This is a genomic window from Brotomerdimonas butyrica (genome assembly GCF_025567305.1).
Taxonomy (GTDB): Bacteria; Bacillota; Clostridia; order Peptostreptococcales; family Anaerovoracaceae; genus Lentihominibacter; species Lentihominibacter butyricus.
On the sequence record NZ_JAOQJP010000012.1, the window covers coordinates 64,630 to 81,831 of the forward strand.

Below are 17,202 nucleotides of genomic sequence, written 5' to 3' on the forward strand. Positions count from 1 at the left end.
GCTTTTTATGATTCTAATGATCACATCTCAGGGTATGTCAGAGTTCATGATCAATTTTCCTCTATCCAGTCTGTCAGCTTTTTAATATCATCTATATTCCCCAGAACATAAATGACATCATCCTCCTTGAATTCATAATATGGATCGATATCACTCAGTATCTCACTGTTACTTTCAATTGCGATAAGCTTTACAGCAAATCTTGTTTCGATATCCACATCGTAAACAGTTTCCTCTTCCATTTCATATGCAACAGTTAGCTTCGCTATACCTACTTTGTCATTGAGCTGTGCAAATTCAGGCATATTAGCTTCTTCCATACGCTTTGCGAGCCTCTCGGCCATATCACGTTCAGGATAAACCACTTTCGCTCCAAGCTTTTCAAGTATTTCACCATGCTCTGCACTGGTAGCCCTTGCAACTACTTCCGGTATTCCCATCGATACAAGATGAAGTGTAGTAAGAATAGAAATATCCATCTGTTCACCTATACACACTATCGCAATATCGCAATTCTGTATACCCGTCTCCATAAGAGAAGCTTTGTCCAGATTTTTTATCACAAGCGCATTTTCTGTATACTCTCTCATATCTCTTATCTTTTCTTCATCTTGATCAAGGATCAGCAGATCTGCATCCAGTTCTGCCAGTGCTTTTGCCAGTGCATATCCGAATCTGCCAAGCCCCACTATGCCATATGAAACGTTATCATCTTTATATCTGCCAAACATTTTTACACCTCCAGCTTTATCCTATAGAAATATTTCCTTCCGGATAACTTGTACGTTCTCCTTTTATAAAATACCATACTGTAGCTATCGTCAGCGGACCGAGCCTCCCTATATACATTACTATTATAGAGAGCAGTTTCGCACCGATTCCAAGATTTGTCGTTATGCCTGTTGATAATCCTACAGTACCGAATGCGCTTGTGACCTCAAAGAGAGCATCCATTAGTGAAACATCCGGCTCCATGATCAGCATCAGATATGTTCCGACAAGGATCACACCGACAGCAATCATGGTTATAACCGATGCTTTTCTGAAAGCATCTTTAGGTACAGAGTAGTGGAAAGCCTCCTCCATCTTGTTTGTTGCAGACGATTTTATTCCCTGCAGCAGTACAAAAAATGTGCTGGTCTTTATTCCGCCTCCTGTAGAGCCCGGCGAAGCGCCGATAAACATCAGAACGATCAGTATAAGCAGCCCCGGGTCTGAAAATCTGCCAAGAGGATAAGTAGAAAACCCTGCTGTTCTCGCTGAAACACTGAAAAAAAATGCTCCCAGCCATGTGACGTCTTCTGTAAGCTTTATCAGCAGTGTCCCCGTCACGATAAGTATCAGACTCACTGAAATCACGATTTTCGTGTGCATAGAAAACTTTCTCCACCTGAACTTTTTTGTGATCATTTCTCTTATTACCAGAAACCCTATTCCACCGAAAAAGATAAGTATGCATGTAACCAGGTTAAGAAACACATTGTTACGATACGGAATGAGATTCTGAAAGCCGCCCAGTATATCAAATCCGGAATTATTGAACGCAGCAACTGAATGAAAGAGACTTATTCCTGCAGCCTTAAGCGGTGGATAATCCTGGATGAATACAAATGAACTTAACAGAGCTCCTGTCAACTCGAAAACCATTGTCGTTAAAAAGATGCTTTTTATAAACTTCACCATCCCTTTTCCTGTAGTCAGGTTCATCGCATCTTTTATTATATTCCTGCCTCTTAAATCGACTCGCTTTCCTACCGCTACTATCACACCTGCGCCTACAGCCGTAACACCAAGTCCTCCTATCTGTATAAGAAATCCAAGAAAAAACTGACCAAGAGGTGTAAATGTATCCCCCGCATCAACAGCAATAAGCCCTGTCACACATACTGCGCTTGTAGAAGTATAAAGGGCATCAATATAGTGAAGCGTGACCCCGTCTCGGATACAGCAAGGCAGCATCAGCAGCCCTGATCCCAGCAGTATCGCAGCCGCGAAACCGATAGCCACTATCCGCACGGTCGACAATTTTTTTATTTTATTAAACATATATATTTGTAATTTCTCCTGTTATATATTCAGTAACTTTAAAATTTGAAGCTGAAAAACCGCCCCTTATGTATACGCTATACCGATATCTGCAGGTATATCAAAATCCGGAAAACCAGTTCCCGTTTCTAGTAAGATGTGAATATTTTTAAAAAAACAAACCGCTGATCTTATAAGAGCTATACAGCAAAACGACAGCGCTGCTGCCCTCATATCAATAAAATCACTTTTGTCAGTTTCTTCTGCTTCGTTTAACATAAACCCTCCATCACGCCCATTATAGCACAGAAATTTGAGAAGTACAGTTAAAATAGTGTTAAAATTTTTTGTTAAAAATCGCGCCCGCCATTCAGGCGGGCGCTGTATATGCAAATCAAAGTTCCTCAAGCATGTCATGCTTCAGCTTCCACAGGTTGTATGAAAGATCGACATAGTATGTCTGCGGGTTTTCAAAACGCTTCATCTCGTCCCACATGGCATCGAGCTGCTGAGCGCAGTAAGCCTTGATCTCATCGATCGACGGTGACTCATACACACACTTGCCGCCTTCAAAGATCTGCTTCCTCAGGTTTCTCACATAATAGTTCTTGATCTTCTTGCGCTTCCACACTGCCTTGGGATCGAAGATCTCGTATTCATCGTTTTCAGGGATTATCTCTCCGTCAAGCACGATGACGTCAGCAAGCGCTCTGTGGCTGTCCTTGTCAAAAAATCTGTAAACGCTCTTGAATCCCGGATTAGTTATCTTTTCGATGTTTTCGCTCTTCTTTATCTTCGGTATCATCTTGCCGTTCTTTTCGAGAGCAGACAGCTTGTACACTCCGCCGAATACAGGCTCCGAGCCTGCAGTTATCAAACGTTCTCCTACGCCGAAGGAATCGACACATGCACCCTCTGAGAGGATATCTCTTATCAGATATTCGTCAAGAGAATTAGATACCACGATCGAACATTCCTGAAGTCCTGCATCGTCGAGCATCTTTCTCGCTTTCTTTGTGAGATACGATATATCTCCGCTGTCTATCCTTATGCCCATCTTTTCAGGCTTGACTTCCTTAAACACCTTGATAGCCGCCGGAACACCTGATTTAAGCACGTTGTAGGTATCCACCAGCAGCACGCAGTTCGTAGGATATATCTCGGCATATTTCTTGAATGCCTCGTACTCGTTGTCGTACATCTGCACCCAGCTGTGCGCCATCGTTCCCATAGCCGGCGTGCCGTACTCTCTGTCCGCGATAGCACATGCAGTTCCCGCACATCCGCCTATGTACGCAGCTCTGGCTCCGTATACAGCGGCAGACACTCCGTGCGCACGTCTCGTGCCGAACTCCATGACAGGTCTTCCTGCAGCTGCCCTGGTTATCCGGCTCGCCTTTGTCGCGATGAGGCTCTGATGGTTTATTATCAGCAGCAGCATAGTTTCGATGAACTGCGCCTGCATCACAGGGCCTCTTACCGTGATCAGCGGCTCTCCCGGGAAGATAGGTGTTCCTTCCGGCACCGCCCACACATCGCATGTGAATTTAAAATCTGCGAGATATTCGAGGAATCTTTCATCAAAAAGCTTCTTCGCTCTCAGATATTCTATATCTTCATCAGTGAATTCGAGGTTTTTCAGATACTCTATCAGCTGTTCAAGACCTGCCATGATGGCGTATCCGCCCCCGTCAGGTATCCTTCTGAAAAACATATCGAAATACGCTATGTCATCAGCCATATCACTGCAGAAATATCCATTCGCCATGGTTATTTCATAAAAATCAGTCAACATTGTCAGGTTCAGCTTCTCTATCATTTAACTGTTCCTCCATCTTACCTTTCTCTGTAATTACTATACATGATGACGCTATAACTATCGCTCCTCCTATCAGCTGCATCACTCCCACGGATTCTCCCAGCAGGATCCATCCGAAGACTGTGGCAGTAACAGGCAGGAAATTCGAAAACATTGCTGATATCGTAGGCCCCAGGACCCGCAGTCCGTTTACCATTATCATGAAACCAAGTCCGCCGTTCACCAGTCCGAGATATATCACCTCTAACGTCACAGCCGGCGTGAATGTATCCATCGGCGGCATAGTATGAACAGCATACGGTCCGACCAGCAGCAGCGTACAGAACAGCTGGTTGAACGCCATAGTAGTCCCTGAATAATTCGATGACAGTGATGCCGTCATGAAATTATAGATGTTCCACGAAATGACTGCTCCGAAAGCCAGCAGATATCCGGTCATTCGCCCGTGCAGCAAAGTCCTGAAATCAGCGCCGATCACTATCGCTACACCTATTATGCATATTATTACTCCCATTAACATCTTCCATGTGAATTTCCTTCTGAATATGATACGTTCAGCTATTATAGAAACGGCAGGAACAAACGATAATATTATAGTGATAAGTGATACCGGCAGATAATCCATCGCTGTGTATTCACAGAAGAAATACAGGATCTCGCCTGTCAGTGAACACAGTATAAAAAAAGGGATATCCTTCGGTCTTACGATCGTCTTCCGATCCTGCTTGAGCTTGATTCCAAATACAAGCAACGCACCTACCAGGTATTTAAGAAACAGCAGGTTCATCGGTTCCAGTATGTTCAGCGCATCTTTTGCCACTACGTAGTCGAGTCCCCAGAAACACACCAGAAGACACATCAGTAAAAATGCCGTGCTTTTTTCTCTCAAAAAATTCACCACCTAATCAACTAAATAAAAAAACACAAAATAAGTACGATTTTAAATACTTTTTTCAGCACGTCATTTATTATTATATCATCTATTTCAAGACACTACAATCTTTTATAAATTTTACCAGTCAAAACCCGATGCATATCTTCCGGTCAAAACTCGCCGCAGCTCTTCCGGTCAACACGACCTTAATGCTCACGACCGCTTCACAGGCACTTCGCATCCGATCCTGCACGTTTTCCCTTAACAAAAAGCGAGGCCGCGCAATGAAAACACTTTTTCATGCGCGGACCTCGCTGTACTATTCGCCGGCAAACCTGCAGCTTTGCATTATTCCGCAGGAACTCCTATTATCTCACCTGAAATGAATCCTTCTATTTCTTCAGGAGTATATCCTGCCTCTTTTAAAACATCTATGCTGTTTTCACCTAAGAGCGGAGACGGTTTCCTGATGTATCCCGGCGTCTTGCTGAACTTCACAGGTATTCCGAATGCCGTGAATCGCCCTACGTTAGGATCATCTATATCGATTATCATATTTCTTGCCAGCATCTGAGGATTTGTCATGTCATCGACAGGATCTACTATGACTGATGCCGGTATATTGAACTGCCAGAATCTTTCCAGAAGCCAGTCTGACGTCTTTTCCCTGAAAACGCTCTGCATCAGTTTTGTAAACTCTGCAAAATTGCTGCATCTGAGGTCATTCGTAGCATAAAGGGGATCGTCTTTGAGCTCAGGCATCTCAAGCGCATCGCAGAAATCAGGCCACATTGATTCATCGTTTATTCCAACTGCTATAAAATCATCTGCACAGTAGTATGTATCATACGGTACGATCTCTCTCGGTTTTGCGTTACCTGTCCTGCTTATTTCTTTCCCTGTAAGGGCATATGCCAGCACTGCATCTTCGATAGTCGCAAACATCGTGTCCAGCATAGCAACATCGATCCTTCGTCCTTTGCCCGTTCGCTTCTTGTCATAGCAGGCCAGTGTGATTGCAAGCGCCATTGTGAGGCCTGTATAACTGTCGGCTACTGAAGCTCCGGAGCGAAGCGGCGGGAATTCTGGAAATCCTGTCATTTCCATAAAACCGCTCATACATTCGATAACATTGTCATATGCCGTGTTTGCTCTCAGCGGACCTGTCTGCCCGAATCCCGTTATCGAGCCGAAGATTATCTCCGGATTGATCTTCTTCATCTCCTCATAACCGAGTCCCAGCTTGTCGAGTGTCCCGAACTTGAAGTTTTCCAGTACGACATCTACTTTCCCGTAAAGCCTCTTTATTATCTCCTTGCCTTCAGGAGCTCTCATGTCAACTGCGATGCCTTCCTTGTTGCGGTTGTATACTGCAAAATATCCGCTGTTTCCGTTTGCTGCATACGGGTTCCAGAATCTGGACTGATCACCTGTATCGATACGCTCCACTTTGATCACTCTTGCGCCGTAATCTGCCAGATTCATGGCACAGTACGGACCGCTGTATGCCTGTGTGAAATCAAGTACTGTTATTCCTTCTAATGGTCTCATTTTCTTCCTCCTTCACACATTACGATATTTTCTTCCATCAATCCTGCGATCTGTTCTTCCGTATACCCGATATCTGCCAGGAGCTGAGCTGTGTCTTCTCCCAGAAGCGGCGCTGAACCTGCCGGTACATCATCTATACCTGATATTTTTATAGGGGAACCAGGCATCCTTATCTTTCCGATCTGCTTATCTTCCACTTCTACTACCATGTTTCTGGAATTCAGCTGTTCGCTTTCAAATGCTTCAGGTACGGTGTATCCAGGTCCGCTCGGAATGTTATACGGTCTGAGCAGGTTTTCTATCTCCCACTTTGTCATGTCCTTGAATTTATCGGCGATGATCTTTCTCAGACTTGTATCATAATTCTCTCCGCGTGATTCATTAGTAGCGTACCTCGGATCATCGAGCAGCTCTTCCATATCCATCGCTTCGCAGAATTTCTCCCACTGAGCATTAGTGGAAACAGCTGTCGATACGATACCGTCCTTGACCTCGAAGGTATCATACGGTGCTATACTTCTGGAACGGTTTCCTTCTCTTTCAAAGCGTTTGCCCGACATTGCCGCCTCTACGACACTGTCCTCGAGTGCAGTGAACATGCAGTCCGAAGATGCTATGTCTATCTGCTGCCCTTCTCCCGTGACATCTCTTGCCATAAGTGCACTCACTATCGCAAATGCAAGGAAAACTCCTCCGTACTGATCCGCCATCCTCGATCCGTGAGCCGTAGGCTTATCTTCAGGATATCCCGTGATCTGCATCAGACCGCATAGTGCTTCTGCAGTGAGATCGTTGCCTGCGCTGTTGCTCAGCGGACCAGTCTTGCCGAATCCTGTGTGTGAAGCATATATTATGGCCGGATTCAATTTGCTCATCTCTTCATATCCGAGACTGCACCTTTCCATCTCTCCTGCCGGAAACGATTCGCATACTACATCAGCATGTTCTATAAGTTTAGCGATCACTTCCTGCCCTTTTGCACTATGTCTGTCAACACACACACTTCGCTTTCCACGATTCATATATGCATGATACGCACTGCCTTTTTCGTTTTTTGGAAAGCTGTTTCTGAGAACATCCCCGCCTGTTCTATGGTCCTCTATCTTTATGACCTCCGCACCAAAGTCAGCAAGAAGCATCGTTCCGTAGCTGCCTGTATGGCCCTGAGTAAAATCTATGATTTTCACTCCGTCTAATATTCTGGTCATTTTTTCCCTCCGCATTTTCTCCAGTACTGTTTTTCTATTCTAGTCCACAGGATTTGCTATAACGAATGTAACGTCACCCTTTACCGTAAGTACAGGTTCGTCGAAAACTTCCGAACGATCTGTCTTATGATCGTATTCGGATGTCTTATACATTTCATATCCGTATACTCTCGATCTGTTGCCCTGTTTCTTCAGCCAGCATACGATCTCAACAGCATCCAGCATATGTACAGGTCTGAGGATATTTCCCTCTGTGCGTACGAACAGTCCGCCGTCTCCGCCATCTCTGATGTTGCTGAGCTCAGTGCAGCAGTCGATGCATTTTTCCATGAGTTTGCATCCTGAGATCATTTCTCCCGGATAATGCATATCTTCACCATGGATGGATGTTCTGAATTTCAGTTCTGTAACATCACTGCCTTTTTTGACTTCACTAACGAGATCTCTTCTTTCCGCTTCAATTTTAGCCATTTTTTATCCTCCTTTTAATACCTTAAAAATATATTTTTTTACCTTTTAGAATATGAATCCGCATACCAGGAATCCTATCAGTGCGATAATTGCTGATAATACCGCATATGGGAACTGCGTGAATGCGTGCTCGAGATTCTCGATTCCGCATGCCTGCGATGTCAGTACCGTAGCGTCTGAATAGAAGCATGCGTGGCTTCCGAATGTACCGCCTGATACTATAGCCCCGAACACGATCAGCGGATTTGCTCCACCTGCCAGTGCCAGCGGGATAAGGATAGGAACTGTCAGTGCCGGTATGCCCCAGTTGCTGCCTGTGATGAATGACAGTGCTGCAACGACTACGAAAGTGATCGCAGGGAACAGGTCTGCATTCATGTACGGAAGCACTGCACTTATAACGAAATCCGGAAGTCCTATGCCGTTCATCGAAAGCTGTACTGTAAGCGCACCTATAGTTATGAACATCATCGGCACCATCGATGCGAAGCCTGATGCGAACCCTTCGCAGAATCCCTCGAACGAAAGTGCTTTCGTCGGCAGATACATTATCAGCATCACGATAATCGCTGCTGCCAGACCTATGAGTATGTCTCCTGTTACCAGTGAAACTGCGATAACGACAGCCAGAGGGATGACGAAGAACCATATGTTCCCGCCTTTTCCGTCCTGATCCATTCCTTCGGATTCCATCAGTTTATCGAATTCAGTTATGCCCTGATTGTATTTATCACTTTTTTCCGAATATACTCTGCCTGTCTCTGCAACTCTCTCATACGCTTTTTTCATTCCGAACATCTTTGGAATGACACCCAGGATAACGAGCGGCACCACCAGTACTGCGACCCATCCGTAAAGAATAAACGGCAGTGACTGAACATATATATCCATTCCACTTCCGTATGCAGCCATGCCGGCCTCATCTCCGACTACTCCCGCATAGAACACTGCCCATGTGGAAAGCGGTATCAGTACGCATACCGGAGCTCCTGTCGAATCGATAACATATGCCAGCATTTCTCTAGGCGATTTGTACTTGTCACATGTTTCTCTCAGCGATGTGGACACCGTTAAAATATTGAGATAATCATCCATAAATACGATGATTCCGAGCACCCATCCGATCATCAGCGTTTTCTTTTCTGAATTTGCGAACTTGCGGAGTATTTTACCGAATCCCAGTGCGCCTTTCGAGCGCTGAAGCAGGAATGTGAATCCGCCCAGCAGACCGAATACGAGTATCATCCACATATTGTCGGCTGCCGTAACTGAGAAGCCGTCAAGCGTAGCTCCCAGTACATTCCACTTGTCAGTCATAAAGAATCCGATCACTGCTCCCAGCAGGAGCGCTTCGAACGTTCTTTTGGTCGCCAGTGCGAATACAATGATCACTACCGGCGGTATCAATGTTAATAGCCCAAAATTGTCCATGACCTTTCTCTCCTTCTCTTCTTAAATTACATACTGTTGATGTAACGGCAATTCTTAAGAACTTTTTCTTGATTGTTTCGTGCACGCCTATATAAATTGCACAAACCATGCCAAGCATAAATATTTTTGAATTTCATTGAAATTTCAACAGTTTTTAAAATTTCTGAAATATCAGCCTATTGTTTCGGTGTTTTTCTGCAACGTTTTCTTGCTCTACTCCGATCACTAATTTGCCGCCGGTATAAAATATTCCCTAAACATCGCGTTTATGCCGCTTTTCGGGCAATAAAAAAGTTGCATTCTCGCACCTTTGCCGGTTCCAGAAATGCAACTATTGCAAATTCAGCTGTGTTTTCTAAATAATTTCGTCCTTTTCAGCTATACATTTATGTGCTGCTTCCTCAGCTTGCGACTTATCGTCGACTTGTCTACATGCAGTTTTCTTGCGACTTCAGCGGCATTAGAATATTTTTCGAGATAGCTCATCAGCACTTCGCGTTCATACTCATCCATCAGCTCACCGAGAGTCACATTGTCTTCCGCTACGATGCTGTTTGAGTTTCGGCTGCCGGAAAACAACAGGTTCTTGACCTGCCTGGCTGTTATGTGCTCGCCGTCATAGCTCACCATCAGTCGTTCTATCATGTTGCGCAGCTCTCTTATATTGCCGTACCACGGAGCATGCGCAAGCTCATCCAGTGCCTCCTGCGACAGAGTTTTTTTGATATTGTATTCGTCGGAGAATACACATACAAAATACTCTGCCAGTGCCTTTATGTCCTCCTTGCGTTCCCTGAGCGGCGGTATCTCGACAGGCACGACATTGAGCCTGTAATACAGGTCCTCTCTGAAATCTCCGTTCTTTACGGCTTCCTTGAGATTTACATTGGTCGCTGCGATTATGCGGACGTTGACCTTGATCGGTTTCTTTCCGCCTACGCGCATCAGCTCCCTTTCCTGCAGCACTCTGAGCAGCTTCGCCTGCAGTCTGAGCGGTATCTCCGTTATCTCGTCAAGAAACAGCGTTCCCTCATTTGCTATCTCGAACATGCCCGGCTTGCCATTCGAATCCGCACCTGTAAACGCGCCCTTTTCATAGCCAAACAGCTCTGATTCCAGCAGATTATCGGGGATCGCAGCGCAGTTTATCTTTACGAAAGGCTTGTCGACCCTGTTGCTCATGTTGAATATGTAATTGGCTATCACTTCTTTGCCTACACCCGATTCGCCTGATATCAGCACCGTAGTGTCGAGCCTGGCAACACGCCTGACGGTCTGCAGTATATCCTTCATCTTATCGCTCTTTGCTATTACGTCAGACTTCCTCGACTTGCTCTTCGCACGCAGATACTCGAGTTCCTTCGCCTGCTTTTCCGAAAGCTTTTTAGTCTCGTCGAGGATCTTTTCCAGGACCTTCGTCTCAGTGATATCTCTTTCTGTACATATCACCAGCTCTATATCATCATCGTTGAAATAGGGGACTGCTGTCAGATAAAGACTGCCTCCGTTTGCCAGTCTCTGTATCATGCGGCACTCTTTCCGGTCCTCTATCGCCTTGAGCACCGACGACTCGTCCACGTAGCCTACAGCCTGCAGCTCCTCCATATTCCTGCCAAGGATATCATCGATAGCCATACCGCCTCCGGTACGCTCCGACTCCTCATTTAGCATCAGCACCTTGCCTTCTCCATCCGTTATGAAAACGCCGACTTTGAGGGTATTCAATATATTCAGCATCTCCTGATAATGTTCGACGATAAACTGTTTTTCAGTAAACTTTCCCATATTCAGTTACCTCCCTGACATAGTGTTTCTCAGAATGATTTTTTCCAGAATTGATTTAGAATCGATAGAATTATATGAAGCAATTAATGTGCCAATGCAAAAATATGAGTGTGTGAGTCTTTAAATTATATCAACTTCCAATGCAAAATTGCAACTATTTTGTAACTCATAATGTGTTATAGTCTAGCGGTGCAAATCAACATTATAATGTAATCAGTAATAATGGAGGGATTACATTATGGAAAAATTCATCATCACACCGAAGGAAGACAAGACAGTTACAATGACAATAAGGATCGACAAGACTCTTCAGGAAGCGTACAACAGCTTATCGCTAAAGACGAACCGCTCGCGCAACGAGCTCATCAATCTGGCTCTGCGCTATGCGCTCAATCATATGGAGGTAAAAGACAACAGATAATTTACATAGCAAAAAGAGCAGCGCTGCCTATCTACCATGTGACAGGCTGCTCATTTTTTATTATGCATGAAAACAGACGACCGGATATCCCGCTCGCCCGTCTTCAGTTAATGTTTGTTTATCAGGAATTGTAAACTATATTTCCATTTACGATCGTCATGATGACCTTCATGTCGAACATAGCCTGTCTGTCTGTTGCGCATTCAAACAGATTATGCTCAGTAATCACCATATCAGCCAGCTTACCTACACCTATCGTGCCCAGCTCGTGCTCTCTGTGAGCTGCATACGCTCCTCCGAGTGTATATGCCTTGAGTGATTCGTGAATGCTCACTCTCTCACCCGGATTCCATCCGCCCTGAGGCTCACCCTCATTGGTAAGTCTCGTCACTGATCTGAATATCCCTCTGAACGGGGAAACATCTACTACAGGGCAGTCTGTGCCGTATGCCAGCACTCCGCCCGTCTTCCTTATGGACTCGAACGGCCACGAATACTTCATTCGCTCTTCGCCAAGTATCTTGTGGAACGGATGCTGATCGAAATCATATTTAGGCATATGCTCAGGCTGAACAGATGCTACCACTCCCAGATTCCCGAAACGAGGGATATCCGCAGGATCCATGGATTCGAGATGCTCTACGCAGTGTCTCAGATCCTTGCGTCCGTAAAGTCTGTACGCTTCCTCGACAGCATCCAGACACAGCCTTGCTCCGGCATCTCCGCAGGCATGAACTCTCGTCTGTATACCTGCCTTATGAAAATCGCATACTTCCTTTATGAAAGTCTCTGGATCTCTCATCGGCGAGCCTTTTTCTCCCGGCATATCTGAATAGTCATCCAGCATATAGCCTGAATATCCCTGCGGCGTGCCGTCTATGAATGCCTTTACGCCATTGCATCTCAGCATCGGGCTGTTATACGTTTTCATTCTCTCCAGTACGCTCTCCAGACCCTCATCGAACATAGGGTAAAAATGCACTCTTGCTGTCAGTTCACCTTTGTCCTCGAGTATCTTGTATCCGGCTTCTCTCACCGGTCCGGCGCCGGCAACATCGCCGAGCGCTGTGATGCCGTATCTGTTGGCTGACTTGATGAAGGTCTTGCTGTACTCAGCGATCTCTTCATCCGTTATCGTTTCGAATAACTTTTCCTGCATCTTGACAGCAGCCATCTCATGCACATAGCCGTCCGGCTCGCTGTCTTCATATCTGCTATATGAGCCATTCAAAGGATCCGGTGTATTCTTGTCTATGCCAAACATCCTCAGTGTCGCACTGTTGACCCATGCCCCATGGCATTCCTTATTGATCAGGAATACAGGAACATTCGGAAAATACTTGTCCAGGCTTTCCTTCGTAGGATTCTTATGACCCGGCCACAACAACGGATCCCATGCTCCACCCATTATGAGTCTCTTGTTCTTGTTATCCTTGTGCAGCTGGCACAGATATCTGGCAGCCTCTTCTTCTGATTTCATATATCTCAGTATTCCATCCATCTCGAGGAGTCCTGCACTTACAAGGTGAACATGAAAATCATTGAATCCCGGCATTATGAAATTGTTGTACACGTCGAATATCTCCGTGCTCGTATCGATATATTTCTTTCCTTCAGATTCAGTGCCTACAAAGATTATCCTGTCTTCATCCGTTATGACATAGCCGTCTATCAGCTGATCCGAGACTGCTGTGTATATGTTCTTACACCTAAATGCTTTTTTACTCATTCTTTATGGCTCTCCTATTCTTCTTCCTCTTCTACGGACAGTACGCCCTTCTTTATTTCCATCAGATAAAGGATACCACATACCGGCCCGAAACAAATAGCAATCGCTGCAAGAACTACCGGCAGCAGTACAGATGACTGCATGATAACACCTGCTCCTATTATGATCGATGCGATAACAGTTACTATCGTCCAGAAGTATGCAAGCTTCTGTTTCCTTGCTTCTGCTTTATTATCCATTACAGACCTCCTTATGCACTTAACTGCGCGTTTTCTTTATAAGTAGCCTTAGCAATAACCACATAAACTACGATGCTGAAGATGATACATGCAAGGTTCGTAGGTATGCCTGCCGGGCACTGAAGTATGAACTGCCAAACCATGTACATAACGATTGCAAGCAGCAGACTCCAGAAACCTGCAGCTGCAGTTTTCTTCTTGTAAAAGAGTCCGAACATGAGTGGTACAAAGAATGCTGCTACCTGGAATCCTCCGATGTAGTAGTAAGCCTTTGAAATACCATCCTGCCAGAAATACGTAGCGAATATGATAATTATTCCTATTGCTGCAATAACTACCTTTGTAGCCACTACTTCGCCCTTGTCTGTGAGGTTCTTGTTTATGAAGCCTCTGTAGATATCGTGAACGACAACTGCACCTGCAATCAGATAGTCTGCACTTACTGTAGACATTACTGCAGACAGCAGTGCTGCAACGAACAACCCTCTAAGACCGATAGGCAGTGTTTCGAATACGATAGCCCAGAATGCCTGTGAAGGTGACTCTGCCGCTACCTCAGGATACTGAACAAGGGCAGCCATTCCTGCCAGTACCATGATAGTGCTGAATGCTACACTGAACAGCATGATACACGAATATGAAACCTTGATGTCTCCTCCTGACTTCGATGATCCGAATCTCTGGTACGACTGTGAATTAGCGTACATAGCAACAGCGCCTATAGCCCACGAAAGCATTTCCATACCACTGAGACCGCCTGAAGGTGATGTCAGGTTTGGATCTATTGTATGAGCCTGCTCGAATATCGGTGCGAATCCGTCAAAATGCATGAACATACCTACGCAGAGCACGCCTGCTGCGATCGACATGATAACGAACTGTACCATATCTGTAACAGCAAGTCCGAACATGCCTGAAAGTGAAGTATATCCTACTATTATAAGCCCTAAGATTATGAATGCCACCCACATGTTTATTCCTGTAACATATGAGATGACCTGTCCGCCTGCTGTGAGCAGTGCAGCCTCATACAGTACCGGACAAAGCATTCCGATAGCCATGATCAGTTTAGTGTTTCTGCTGTACATGTATTCCATAAGGTCAGGCATCGTGATTACCCAGTCAGGCATCCTGTCTCTTACGAGAGGTCCGATCCACAGTGCCAGCGGCAGTCTGAGTATCGTATTAGGAATAACGTATATGAAGAGTATACATATACCCATCGTGGTACCGCACTCAGCCAGTCCTACGATCGACCATGAATCGATCCAGCTCGCTGCACCTACACCGATCAGCACCGGTATAGTCAGTCGTCTTGCTGCTACGAAGTAGCTCTTCATATTCTTGCTTGCACGTCTTCTCATCGTGAGTCCGACAGCAATGATAAAAACAAAGTATAGAACGATTACACCCCAGTCCAGTCCAGACCACATTTTGGTAAAATCTATCATATCATTCCCTCCGTAAATAATTCCTTGAATCAGGATTTGTGTTCGACACGGTATTTGAGCCCCAGGATATGTTCGCTCTGAATACCGAATTCATCGAGATACACATATCTCTTGTTTAAATTCTCGTTTCTGTAAATAACTCCAAGTTCAATTGCGGGTCTATAAAAATTCTGTCTGTTGATCAGTTTAAGGTCTCCCTGTTTACCGTAAAACCGTTTCATTATCTTCATCTGAATATGCTGCTCTGTCTGTCTGAAGATTTCTTCATCCTGCACATTCGTACGGATCAGTTGTCTGTCTTCGCTTTTTTTCCTGCTCACGAGCTTCAGATCTCCACTCTCGTAAATGTCGTACTGAATAGGATGCATCTCGTTGAGGTCAAAGACTACAGCAACCTTCCCCTCACGTGCAGGACCTTTCTTCCTAAAGTAAGCATTTCTGCTGAGGGTATAATGATAAACCAGATAGCAATACGGTACCCAAACGTCTCTCATGGAATCGATTTCAAATTTTATTAGAGGTTTGCCGAAGATGCTGCCGTGCAAAAGCTTCACCTTTTCTTCAACAGCATCCTCGCTGCTGCGTACTATGTCAGTATGCATGAAATTACTTTGCATCTTTTTTTCATTCAACCGTTTTACCATATCGCCACCTGATTCAACCTTTCCAGTTTTTGAAGTAAACTATCCTTCTATCACGCTTTCTTTCCACTTGTAAGGATATCCGGTATCCATCATTCTCTTGAGGAAATCGTCAGGATCAAGTTCATCCGAGAACACGATGCCTTTCTTCAGGTCTGTGTCTCCGAGGATCGTAGTTCCTATAGCGAGCGGCAGTGCTACATATACGAGCGCTGTTCCGTACAATCTCTTGAGCTCAGGGCCGGGAGCATTCATTTTAGGGCAGTTTGCCTTGTAAGTAACTTTCTTTCCGTCCTTTTCACCACTGACTTCAACAATAAGTTCTATGAATGCTCTCTTGTCGGCTTCTGCAAGCTCTTCTTCTGTTGCTCCAAAAATGTTGTTCTGCGGAGGCGGAACCATTGCTGCAACTACATCTATAGGTGCGACTTCTACATCGCCTACCTTCACTTTTTCCTGCGAGCATAACCCTGAAGCGTAGAACATTGCCGGCTGGTACATCATGTAATACTTGAAGTCCAGATCCTTTACGCCTTTGAAAGTAGCCGGCATGCTGTATATCTCTTCATGAGAATGGTGCGTAACAGGCAGTGTTCCTACCGGTTCAGGGAAATCGCACATTTCGATTCCTCCGAATGGCGGATACTTCACATATTTGCCGTCTTCCAGTGCATATGTCGATGATGCACAGTCAACGAGCGCCTGTTTTGGCGACCATCCCGGATTCCATGGGCGGAGTACCCAGTCATAAGGTCCTTCTCCCGGAACCAGATTAGCTTTACCTATTCTCATCTTGATGCTGTCTACTGTATCCAGCTTGTTTGCAAATTTTCTTGCCAGAACGTTTGTCATTCCCGGAGCGAATCCGCATCCGAAGAGTGCTGTAAGTCCTGCTTCTTTGAATTCCTTGCAAAGTGTGAGTTCATCAACAGATTTTCCTTCCAGGAACTCGTCCCAGTAAGGAGCATCGAATGCAGTATTGATATAGTTTGCTCCTGCCTTTAAAGCTCCCTTCATAACGTAAGTTACCATCCAGGGCATAACCATATCTACTACTACATCTACACCTTCAGCTGCTTTTGCAACGTCATCAGGGTCTGTTGCGTTTACTGAACCAGTCTTCACTTTAGAGCTTCCGATTTTATCTGCAACGGCTTTTGCGGTTTCTTCTTTTAAATCCACGAGCCTTATTTCTTCTACTGCTTCCTGTCTTGCGAGGATCGATGCACAAGCACCGCCCTGACCGCCTGCTCCTACGATCAATACTTTCATGTTATAAGTCCTCCTTCATATATTTGATAGGATCCTTTTTGTATCGCGATGCAAATATATAAAGCAAAAGGCGTGCCAACTTGTGAGCTGTTTTTTAGAAACGTTGAATTTCCAACGTTCTATGGGTTTAATTATACTGTAAAGTCACACTATTTCGCATATTTTTTCTTCAAAAACATCAAAAACAGGGTATTTCGTTTCATTTTTAAAACAAAATGCCCCATTTTTGGTTTTTTACCGTCTTTTTTGTTTCATTTTTAAAATACTGCAGTTCCATTTCTGAAA

16 protein-coding genes are annotated in these 17,202 nt (G+C 44.9%); 1 reads left to right on the top strand and 15 read right to left on the bottom strand.

Annotated elements, in window-relative coordinates; genetic code table 11:
- Positions 1 to 50 precede the first annotated feature (50 nt).
- From OCV59_RS09600 to OCV59_RS09645, 10 genes are all read right to left on the bottom strand, one after another.
- Positions 51 to 731, bottom strand: coding sequence for a potassium channel family protein (locus OCV59_RS09600; RefSeq protein ID WP_147594270.1), 681 nt, complete (start codon positions 729 to 731; stop codon positions 51 to 53).
- Between the two features lie 16 nt (positions 732 to 747).
- Positions 748 to 2,046, bottom strand: a complete 1,299-nt coding sequence (locus OCV59_RS09605) for a TrkH family potassium uptake protein (RefSeq protein WP_147594271.1) — start codon at positions 2,044 to 2,046, stop codon at positions 748 to 750.
- A 66-nt stretch (positions 2,047 to 2,112) separates the two neighbouring features.
- Complete coding sequence (locus OCV59_RS09610) at positions 2,113 to 2,304, bottom strand: hypothetical protein (protein ID WP_147594272.1); 192 nt, start codon at positions 2,302 to 2,304, stop codon at positions 2,113 to 2,115.
- 115 nt (positions 2,305 to 2,419) lie between these two features.
- The gene (locus OCV59_RS09615; protein ID WP_147594273.1) at positions 2,420 to 3,844 is read right to left on the bottom strand and encodes a nicotinate phosphoribosyltransferase; all 1,425 of its coding nucleotides are present in this window, start codon (positions 3,842 to 3,844) and stop codon (positions 2,420 to 2,422) included.
- Positions 3,810 to 4,733 (bottom strand): DMT family transporter, encoded by a 924-nt coding sequence (locus OCV59_RS09620; RefSeq protein WP_147594274.1) that lies wholly within the window; start codon positions 4,731 to 4,733, stop codon positions 3,810 to 3,812. Before OCV59_RS09620 ends, OCV59_RS09615 begins: the two co-directional genes overlap by 35 nt.
- 333 nt (positions 4,734 to 5,066) lie before the next feature.
- Positions 5,067 to 6,269: a CaiB/BaiF CoA transferase family protein gene (locus tag OCV59_RS09625; protein ID WP_147594275.1), complete on the bottom strand. Its 1,203-nt coding sequence runs from the start codon at positions 6,267 to 6,269 to the stop codon at positions 5,067 to 5,069.
- Positions 6,266 to 7,477, bottom strand: a complete 1,212-nt coding sequence (locus tag OCV59_RS09630) for a CaiB/BaiF CoA transferase family protein (protein ID WP_262584292.1) — start codon at positions 7,475 to 7,477, stop codon at positions 6,266 to 6,268. Before OCV59_RS09630 ends, OCV59_RS09625 begins: the two co-directional genes overlap by 4 nt.
- Positions 7,478 to 7,516: 39 nt before the next feature.
- Positions 7,517 to 7,948 carry a hotdog family protein gene (locus tag OCV59_RS09635; RefSeq protein ID WP_147594277.1) on the bottom strand — a complete coding sequence of 144 codons (432 nt, stop codon included), beginning with the start codon at positions 7,946 to 7,948 and terminating at the stop codon, positions 7,517 to 7,519.
- Positions 7,949 to 7,993: 45 nt separating this feature from the next.
- The gene (locus OCV59_RS09640) at positions 7,994 to 9,379 is read right to left on the bottom strand and encodes a Na+/H+ antiporter NhaC family protein (protein WP_147594278.1); all 1,386 of its coding nucleotides are present in this window, start codon (positions 9,377 to 9,379) and stop codon (positions 7,994 to 7,996) included.
- Positions 9,380 to 9,757: 378 nt separating this feature from the next.
- A complete protein-coding gene (locus tag OCV59_RS09645; RefSeq protein ID WP_147594279.1) occupies positions 9,758 to 11,164 on the bottom strand; it encodes a sigma-54 interaction domain-containing protein in 1,407 nt (468 codons plus the stop codon).
- Positions 11,165 to 11,402: 238 nt separating this feature from the next.
- Between OCV59_RS09645 and OCV59_RS09650 the strand changes: the two genes are divergently transcribed.
- Positions 11,403 to 11,585 carry a ribbon-helix-helix domain-containing protein gene (locus OCV59_RS09650; protein WP_147594280.1) on the top strand — a complete coding sequence of 61 codons (183 nt, stop codon included), beginning with the start codon at positions 11,403 to 11,405 and terminating at the stop codon, positions 11,583 to 11,585.
- Positions 11,586 to 11,706: 121 nt separating this feature from the next.
- On the opposite strand, the gene OCV59_RS09655 is transcribed toward OCV59_RS09650, so the two are convergent.
- Genes OCV59_RS09655 through OCV59_RS09675 form a run of 5 tightly spaced genes read right to left on the bottom strand, consistent with a single transcriptional unit; the run spans position 11,707 to position 16,917 of the window.
- Positions 11,707 to 13,314: an amidohydrolase gene (locus tag OCV59_RS09655; RefSeq protein ID WP_147594281.1), complete on the bottom strand. Its 1,608-nt coding sequence runs from the start codon at positions 13,312 to 13,314 to the stop codon at positions 11,707 to 11,709.
- A 14-nt stretch (positions 13,315 to 13,328) separates the two neighbouring features.
- Positions 13,329 to 13,553, bottom strand: a complete 225-nt coding sequence (locus tag OCV59_RS09660) for a hypothetical protein (protein ID WP_147594282.1) — start codon at positions 13,551 to 13,553, stop codon at positions 13,329 to 13,331.
- Between the two features lie 11 nt (positions 13,554 to 13,564).
- Positions 13,565 to 15,004 carry a sodium:solute symporter family protein gene (locus OCV59_RS09665; RefSeq protein ID WP_147594283.1) on the bottom strand — a complete coding sequence of 480 codons (1,440 nt, stop codon included), beginning with the start codon at positions 15,002 to 15,004 and terminating at the stop codon, positions 13,565 to 13,567.
- A gap of 29 nt (positions 15,005 to 15,033) precedes the next feature.
- Positions 15,034 to 15,648 carry a hypothetical protein gene (locus OCV59_RS09670; RefSeq protein ID WP_147594284.1) on the bottom strand — a complete coding sequence of 205 codons (615 nt, stop codon included), beginning with the start codon at positions 15,646 to 15,648 and terminating at the stop codon, positions 15,034 to 15,036.
- Between the two features lie 39 nt (positions 15,649 to 15,687).
- A complete protein-coding gene (locus OCV59_RS09675; RefSeq protein ID WP_147594285.1) occupies positions 15,688 to 16,917 on the bottom strand; it encodes a saccharopine dehydrogenase family protein in 1,230 nt (409 codons plus the stop codon).
- Between the last annotated feature and the right edge of the window lie 285 nt (positions 16,918 to 17,202).